At 68.7% G+C, this 7162-nt stretch carries 6 protein-coding genes; 3 read left to right on the top strand and 3 right to left on the bottom strand.

Features of this window, described 5'->3' with window-relative positions:
• Positions 1-93 precede the first annotated feature (93 nt).
• Positions 94-1614, top strand: a complete 1521-nt coding sequence (locus AC3WQZ_RS31290; RefSeq protein ID WP_037023541.1) for a cobyric acid synthase — start codon at positions 94-96, stop codon at positions 1612-1614.
• Positions 1615-1747: 133 nt separating this feature from the next.
• Positions 1748-2941 carry a PepSY-associated TM helix domain-containing protein gene (locus tag AC3WQZ_RS31285; protein WP_439668191.1) on the top strand — a complete coding sequence of 398 codons (1194 nt, stop codon included), beginning with the start codon at positions 1748-1750 and terminating at the stop codon, positions 2939-2941.
• A 48-nt stretch (positions 2942-2989) separates the two neighbouring features.
• Here AC3WQZ_RS31285 and panC read toward each other — a convergent pair whose 3' ends face one another.
• The 3 genes from panC to AC3WQZ_RS31270 all read right to left on the bottom strand — a co-directional run bounded on the left by panC (position 2990) and on the right by AC3WQZ_RS31270 (position 5160).
• The gene (gene panC, locus AC3WQZ_RS31280) at positions 2990-3838 is read right to left on the bottom strand and encodes a pantoate--beta-alanine ligase (RefSeq protein WP_439668190.1); all 849 of its coding nucleotides are present in this window, start codon (positions 3836-3838) and stop codon (positions 2990-2992) included.
• Between the two features lie 204 nt (positions 3839-4042).
• Positions 4043-4936 (bottom strand): segregation and condensation protein A, encoded by an 894-nt coding sequence (locus tag AC3WQZ_RS31275; RefSeq protein WP_010814905.1) that lies wholly within the window; start codon positions 4934-4936, stop codon positions 4043-4045.
• A 32-nt stretch (positions 4937-4968) separates the two neighbouring features.
• Positions 4969-5160, bottom strand: coding sequence for a DUF3460 family protein (locus AC3WQZ_RS31270; RefSeq protein ID WP_010814904.1), 192 nt, complete (start codon positions 5158-5160; stop codon positions 4969-4971).
• 167 nt (positions 5161-5327) lie between these two features.
• On the opposite strand from AC3WQZ_RS31270, the gene AC3WQZ_RS31265 reads away from it, so the two are divergent.
• Positions 5328-7130 carry an autotransporter assembly complex protein TamA gene (locus AC3WQZ_RS31265; protein ID WP_010814903.1) on the top strand — a complete coding sequence of 601 codons (1803 nt, stop codon included), beginning with the start codon at positions 5328-5330 and terminating at the stop codon, positions 7128-7130.
• Positions 7131-7162 lie beyond the last annotated feature (32 nt).

Genomic DNA, 7162 nt, shown 5'->3' with positions numbered 1-7162 from the left:
GTGCGATGGCCGGGGTTTCCATCCGCGTATTGTAGCCGCCGCATCCGGGCATCGCACGGGGGGTGTTGCAGGCACCGGTGCGATAATCCGCCAATGCAGACCGACTCCTCGCAATCCCTGCCGCCGGGTGCCCTGCGCGGCACGCTGATGGTCCAGGGCACGACTTCCGATGCCGGCAAGAGCACCATCGTGGCCGGCCTGTGCCGGGTGCTGGCGCGTGCCGGCACGCACGTGGTGCCATTCAAGCCGCAAAACATGGCGCTGAACAGCGCGGTCACCGCCGACGGCGGCGAGATCGGCCGCGCGCAGGCGCTGCAGGCACAGGCCGCGCGGCTGGCACCGCATACCGACATGAACCCGGTGCTGCTCAAGCCCAGCAGCGACACCGGCGCGCAGGTGATCATCCACGGCCGCGCGCGGCTGGACCTGGATGCGCGCGCCTACCATGCCTACAAGCCCGAGGCGATGAAGGCCGTGCTGGCTTCGCACACGCGCCTGGCGCAGGCCTATGAGGTGGTGCTGGTGGAGGGCGCCGGCAGCCCGGCCGAGGTCAACCTGCGCGAGCGCGACATCGCCAACATGGGCTTTGCCGAGCGCGTCGACTGCCCGGTGGTGCTGGTGGCGGACATCGACCGCGGTGGCGTGTTTGCGCACCTGGTCGGCACGCTCGACTGCCTGTCCGAGAGCGAACGCGCGCGCGTGACCGGCTTCATCATCAACCGCTTCCGCGGCGATGTCGGCCTGCTGGAGCCGGGACTGGACTGGCTGGTGGCGCGCACCGGCAAACCGGTATTCGGCGTGCTGCCCTTCCTGCACGGCCTGCATCTCGATGCCGAGGACGCCATCATCGGCGCGCAAGCGGACAAGGCCGGCACGCCGGCGCAGCGCCTGCGCGTGATCGTGCCGGTGCTGCCGCGCATCGCCAACCATACCGACTTCGACGCGCTCCGCGCGCACCCGCAGGTGGAGCTGCAGTTTGTCGGGCCCGGCATGCCGATCCCGCCCGCGGACCTGGTGGTGCTGCCCGGCAGCAAGAACGTGCGCGGCGACCTGGACTTCATCCGCGCCAATGGCTGGGACGCGGCGCTGGCCCGGCACCTGCGCTACGGCGGCAAGCTGATCGGGATCTGCGGCGGCATGCAGATGCTGGGGCGGCAGGTGCACGATCCCGATGGCCGCGAAGGCCCGGCCGGCAGCAGCGCGGGCCTGGGCTGGCTGGATTTCGAGACCACGCTGGCGGCAGAGAAGCAGCTGCGCCAGGTCGGCGGCCGGCTGGCGCTGGATCAGGCCGATGCGCCGGTGCGCGGCTATGAGATCCACCTTGGCGTCACCACGGGCGCGGGGCTGGAGCAGCCGGCCCTGTGGCTCGAGCGCGGCGACGGCACGGTGCGGCCCGACGGCGCGCGCTCGGCCGACGGCCAGGTGCTGGCCACCTATGTCCATGGCCTGTTCGACGAGCCCGCCGGCTGCCAGGCGCTGCTGCGCTGGGCGGGGCTGGACGGCGCCCAGGAGGTGGACCTCGACGCATTGCGCGAAGCATCGATCGAGCGGCTTGCCGACACCATGACCGCGCACCTGGACCTGGATGCGATGCTGGCGCCGCTGCGGCGCTGACGCATGCGGCACGGCCGCCTGGCGGGGCCCCTGCTAGAATCGCGAATCTTTCGCATTTGCATTCTGCGTGGAGGTGGCCTGTGCGCCATATTCCACGCATGGCAGCATCCGCTCAACGTACTTCAGCCCCCACATGGTCACCGGCCGCCTGCGCGTCGCCCTCGTCAAACTGCACCTGTATATCGGCCTGAGCCTTGGCCTGCTGTTCGTCCTGTTCGGGCTGACCGGCATGACCATTGCCTGGCGGGAGGAACTGGATGCCTGGCTCAACCCTGACCTGCTGGTGGCGTCCGCGCCGATGACGGAGCCGGTGTCGCCGGCCACGGTCCAGGCAGTGACCGAGCGGCTGGCTGCGCCCCCCTATGGCAAGCCCAACCTGCTGATGCTGCCCGTCCATGCCGACGGCGTCTTTATCGCCTGGTACCCGGTCAAGGGGCCCGACGGCGTGGTGCCGGGCCGCTCGCGCCAGGTGATGGTCGATCCGGTCACGCTTGCGGTGAAGGGCGAGCGGGTCTGGGGCGAGGCGGGCCTGTCGCGCCGCCTGTTGCTGCCCACGCTGTTTCACCTGCATCGCTACCTGCTGTCAGGCGACACCGGCAAGACCATCACCGGCGTGGCCGGCATGCTGCTGTTGCTGACCACGCTGGTGGGCGTGGCGGTGTGGTGGCCCAGGATGAAGCTGCGCTCGGTGGTGCAGGCGTTCCGCATCACGCACGGCGGCTCATGGTCGCGCTTCAACTATTCGCTGCATCGCGCCGGCGGCATCCTGGCCGCGCCGGTGCTGGCCATCATCGCCTTTTCGGGCTGGTACCTGAACCTGCCGAAGTGGGTGACACCGATGGTGGCGGGCGTGATGACCGTGACGCCGCCGGTGAAGCACGTCTCGGCACCGGCGCCGGCCGGGGCCCGGCCGCTGGGCGCGGGCGAGATCATGGCGGCGGCGCAGGCCCGGTACCCGCAAGCGCAGGTGACCCGCATCAGCTTCCCGCGCAAGCCGGGCGACGCGTTCGAGATTCGGCTGCGCCAGCCCGGCGAGGTGCGCAAGGATACCGGTGCCACGCGGCTGTGGCTCGATGCCTGGAGCGGCAAGCCGCTGGGCATGCGTGATCCGCGGCAGGCGCCGGCGGGCGACACGCTGCTGAACTGGCTGTTTCCGCTCCATACCGGCGAGGCCTTCGGGCTGCCGGGGCGGGTGTTTATCACGCTGTTCGGGCTGGCGCCGCTGGCGTTTGCCGTGACCGGCGTGCTGATCTGGTGGAAGCGGCGGCGGGGTCATCAGCGGCATGTGATGAAGGCCGCACAGCGATCCGGCATGCGCCGGGCATGAAAAAAGCAGGCCGCCGGCCTGCTTTTTTGCCTGGTGCGGCGCTGCCGCTCAGATTTCCAGGTTATCGATCAGCCGGGTCGCGCCCAGCTTGGCGGCAGTCAGGATTACCAGCGGCTCGCCGGCGAGGAATTCCTCGCGCGTCGGCGCCTGCAGGTCGACGCGCTTGCGGATCGACACGTAGTCCGGCTTCCAGCCGCGCCTGGCCAGCGATTCCTTCGCATTCGCCTCGACCGCAAGCAGGTCGGCCGAAGCGCGGTCGCTGCCCAGCACGGTGTCGCGCACGTCATGCAGCGTGCGGTACAGCACCGGCGCCTCGGCGCGCTCGTCGGGGCCCAGGTAGCGGTTGCGCGACGACAGCGCCAGGCCGTCTTCGGCACGGATGGTCTCGGCGGGGATGATGTCGATCGGCAGGGCAAACTGCTGCACCATGCGGCGCACGATCATCAGCTGCTGGTAGTCCTTCTTGCCGAACACCGCCACGCGCGGCTGCGCGCACGAGAACAGCTTCATCACCACCGTGCACACGCCCTTGAAGAAGCCGGGGCGGAACTCGCCTTCCAGGATGTCGCCCAGGTCATGCGGCGGCTCGACGCGGTATTCCTGCGGTTCGGGGTACATATCGCGCTCGGACGGCGCGAACAGCACGTAGACGCCTTCCTTCTGCAGTTTCTCGATATCGTCCTGCAGCGTGCGCGGGTACTTGTCGAAATCCTCGTTCGGGCCGAACTGCAGGCGGTTCACGAAGATCGATGCCACCACCGGGTCGCCGTGCTGGCGCGCCAGGCGCATCAGCGACAGGTGGCCTTCGTGCAGGTTGCCCATGGTGGGCACGAAGGCAGCGCGGTTCTGGCCGCGCAGTTGGTCGCGCAGCTCTTGGATGGAGGAAATGACTTTCATCTGCCTTGGTGTGCTGGTCGTGGTAGGTGTGACCCGGGCGCCGGTCCGTCGAGGGGCGGCACATGGACTACCGGTCTCGGCCTTCTGTCGGGCGCGGGGCCTTCGGGCACTTGCCTTCGGGGCCTGCACCGTGGGCCATTGGGCCGGCTGTCGGCGGATTGTAGAACATGTTGGGACGGGGCCGGACCCCGCAGCGCGGGTGGGTCAGGTCGGGCTGTACGCCAATCGCACATAAATTGGGGCGAACGGTTCGGCCTGGGTGATCTCCACCAGCGCTTCGCGCGACAGCTCCAGCATGGCGATAAAGTTCACCACCACCACCGGCACGCCCTTGCCGGAGCGCACCGCGTCCTCGAACAGCTCGGAGAATTCCATGAAGCGCGCGTGTTGCAAGCGGCGCAGGATCTGGCTCATGTGCTCGCGCACCGACAGTTCCTCGCGCGAGATCTTGTGGTGCTGGTTGAGCTTGGCGCGCTTGAGCACATCGGCCCAGGCGGCCTGCAGGTCGATCGTCTCCACTTCCGGGAAGCGCGGCGCCAGGCTCTGCTCGATATAGACCTGCGAGCGCAGGAAGTCGCGGCCCAGCTGCGGCACCGTGTCCAGGCGCTGCGCGGCCAGCTTCATCTGCTCGTACTCCAGCAGGCGGCGCACCAGCTCGGCGCGCGGGTCCTCGGCCTCATCGTCGCTGTCGGCCTTCTTGACCGGCAGCAGCATGCGCGACTTGATCTCGATCAGCATGGCCGCCATCAGCAGGTATTCGGCGGCCAGCTCGAGGTTGGTCTTGCGGATCTGCTCGATGTAGGACAGGTACTGCCGCGTGACCTGCGACATCGGGATGTCGAGGACATTGAAGTTCTGCTTGCGGATCAGGTACAGCAGCAGGTCCAGCGGGCCCTCGAAGGCTTCCAGGAAGATCTCGAGCGCGTCCGGCGGGATGTACAGGTCCTGCGGCAGCTTGAACAGCGGCTCGCCGTACAGGCGCGCGAAGGCCATCCCGTCGACCATGTCGGCGGGGCCGGCAGGGCCGGCTGCAACGGCCGGGGCCACGGCAGGCAGCTCGACGGGCAGCGGCAGCTTGTCCTGGTCGCCTGCGCTCATGGGCGGCGTGCGCTCGCGGGGGCGGCGGGAAATCAGTTGTCCTGCGCGTAGACGTATGGCTTCTGCGCCACGCGCGACGCTTCGGCGCGGGCGCGCTCTTCCAGGTCGATCGGCGACTTGTCCCACAGCAGGGCACGGCCGTCGCGCTGTTCGGCCTCCAGCGTCGGGCGCTCTTGCTTGAGCTGCTTCAGGAACTGGGTGATATCGGATTCGTAGATGGCCATGTTCAACCGTGATGCGCCCGCGCGGGCGCCAGATGGGTACAGTGGGCCACGATTTTACAGTATCGGCCCCCCGGAATGCATCCGGGCCGGGTGCAAGGCGCCGGAAAGTTCCGGGCATAAGGCCGGGTGTGGTCAAATACCGACTTTGTATGTGTGGACAATCGGCGATGCCGCAAGACACCGCTATTACCGCTGACTCCGCTGGCCGCGCGCGTGTGGCCGTTCGCGTACTGGCCGCGCTGGGCGCGGTGCTGGCGCTGGCGGCCGCCCCGGCGCGCGCCGCCTACAAGGTCGAAGTCGAGGCGCCCAAGCCGATCCGCGAGATGCTGGAAGAGCATCTGGACCTGGCACGCTACCAAGACCGCGCCGACCTTTCGCCGGACCAGCTCGACTATATGATCGAGACCGTCGGCGAGCAGGTGCGGGCGTTCACCTCAACCGAGGGCTACTTCGACCCGACCACCACCACCCGCGTGGAAGGCGAGGGCGACAAGCGCGTGGTCCACGTGATGGTCGACCCCGGCGCGCGCACGCTGATCCGCAATGTCGACGTCCAGGTGACGGGCCCGGCGGCCACGCGTTCGCCCGAACAGGTGGCCGAGCTGCAGGCCAAGTGGGGACTGCCGGTGGGCGAGCCGTTCCGGCAGGGCGACTGGGACAAGGCCAAGGAGGACGCGCTGGTCACGCTGCAGAGCCACAATTACTACGGCGCGCGCCTGGCCGCGTCGCAGGCGCGCGTGGAGCCGGACGACCAGCGCGCGGACCTGTCCGCGCATTACGCCAGCGGCCCGGCCTACCTGCTGGGGCCGCTGAAGGTGACCGGCACGCGCCGCTATCCGCAACAGATCATCTACAACGTCAACCCGCTGAACGAGGGCGAGCCGTACCGCGTGGAGCGGCTGCTCGAGTTGCAGCGCGCGATCCAGAACCAGCCGTACTTCTCCAACGTGCAGGTCGACCTGGAACCGCCCCCGGACGCCGACAAGGCGGCAGACGGCGTGGTGACCGCGCCGGTCTCGGTGCGCGTGCGCGAATATCCGGCGCACCGGCTCAACAGCGGCGTGGGCTTTACCACCGACACCGGCGCGCAGATCGAAGGCCGCTATTCGTACTACAACCTGTTCAACCGCGCCTGGACCTTCGACTCGCAGGCGCGGCTGGAGCAGAAGCGCTCCTATCTGTTCGCCGAGGCCGCGATGCCCCCGGACAGGGGCAACTACCGCAACAGCGTGTACAGCAGCTACGAGCGCACCATCGACATCGAGAACACCGACACCACCAGCCTGCGCGCGGGCCTGAAGCGCTCGCGCTCGCGCGAGAAGTACGACGTGACGACGTCGCTGGATTTCTACTACGACAAGCTGCTGCCGGAGGGCCAGGCCGCCCAGATCAGCAAGGCGCTGGTGCCGGCCTTTGCCTGGACGCGGCGCGACGTCGACAATCCCGTGTTCCCGCGCCGCGGCAACGTGATCAGCACCCAGATCGGGGTGGCCGCCAGGGGATTCCTCAGCGATGCCACATTCCTGCGGCTGTACGGCCGTATCCGCCAGTACATACCGGTGGGCAAGCGCGACCTGGTGGTGGCACGGCTGGAACTCGGTGCCGACCTGACCGGCGACAGCTCCAGCCAGATCCCGGCCACGCTGCGCTTCCGCGCCGGCGGCACCGATTCGATTCGGGGCTACACCTACCAGTCGATCGGCACGCCCAGCGGCTCCAGCATCTTGCCGGCCAAGTACCTGGGCACCGGCAGCCTGGAGTACCAGTACTGGTTCAAGCCGGACTGGGGCGTGGCGGTGTTCTGGGATCTCGGCACCGCCGCCGACAACCTGCGCGGCGTGACCATCTACAACGGCGTGGGCGTCGGCGTGCGCTGGCGCACGCCGGTGGGCCCGCTGCAACTGGACGTGGGCTACGGCATCCAGGAGCAGCAGTTCCGCCCGCATATCTCGCTGGGGGTGGCGTTCTGATGCGGCACCCTTGTATTTCACGCCTGACCCGG

This window comes from Cupriavidus sp. FW305-26 (assembly GCF_058787975.1).
The sequence above is the reverse complement of the archived record's forward strand: the minus strand, read 5'-3'. Positions and strand labels throughout refer to the sequence as shown.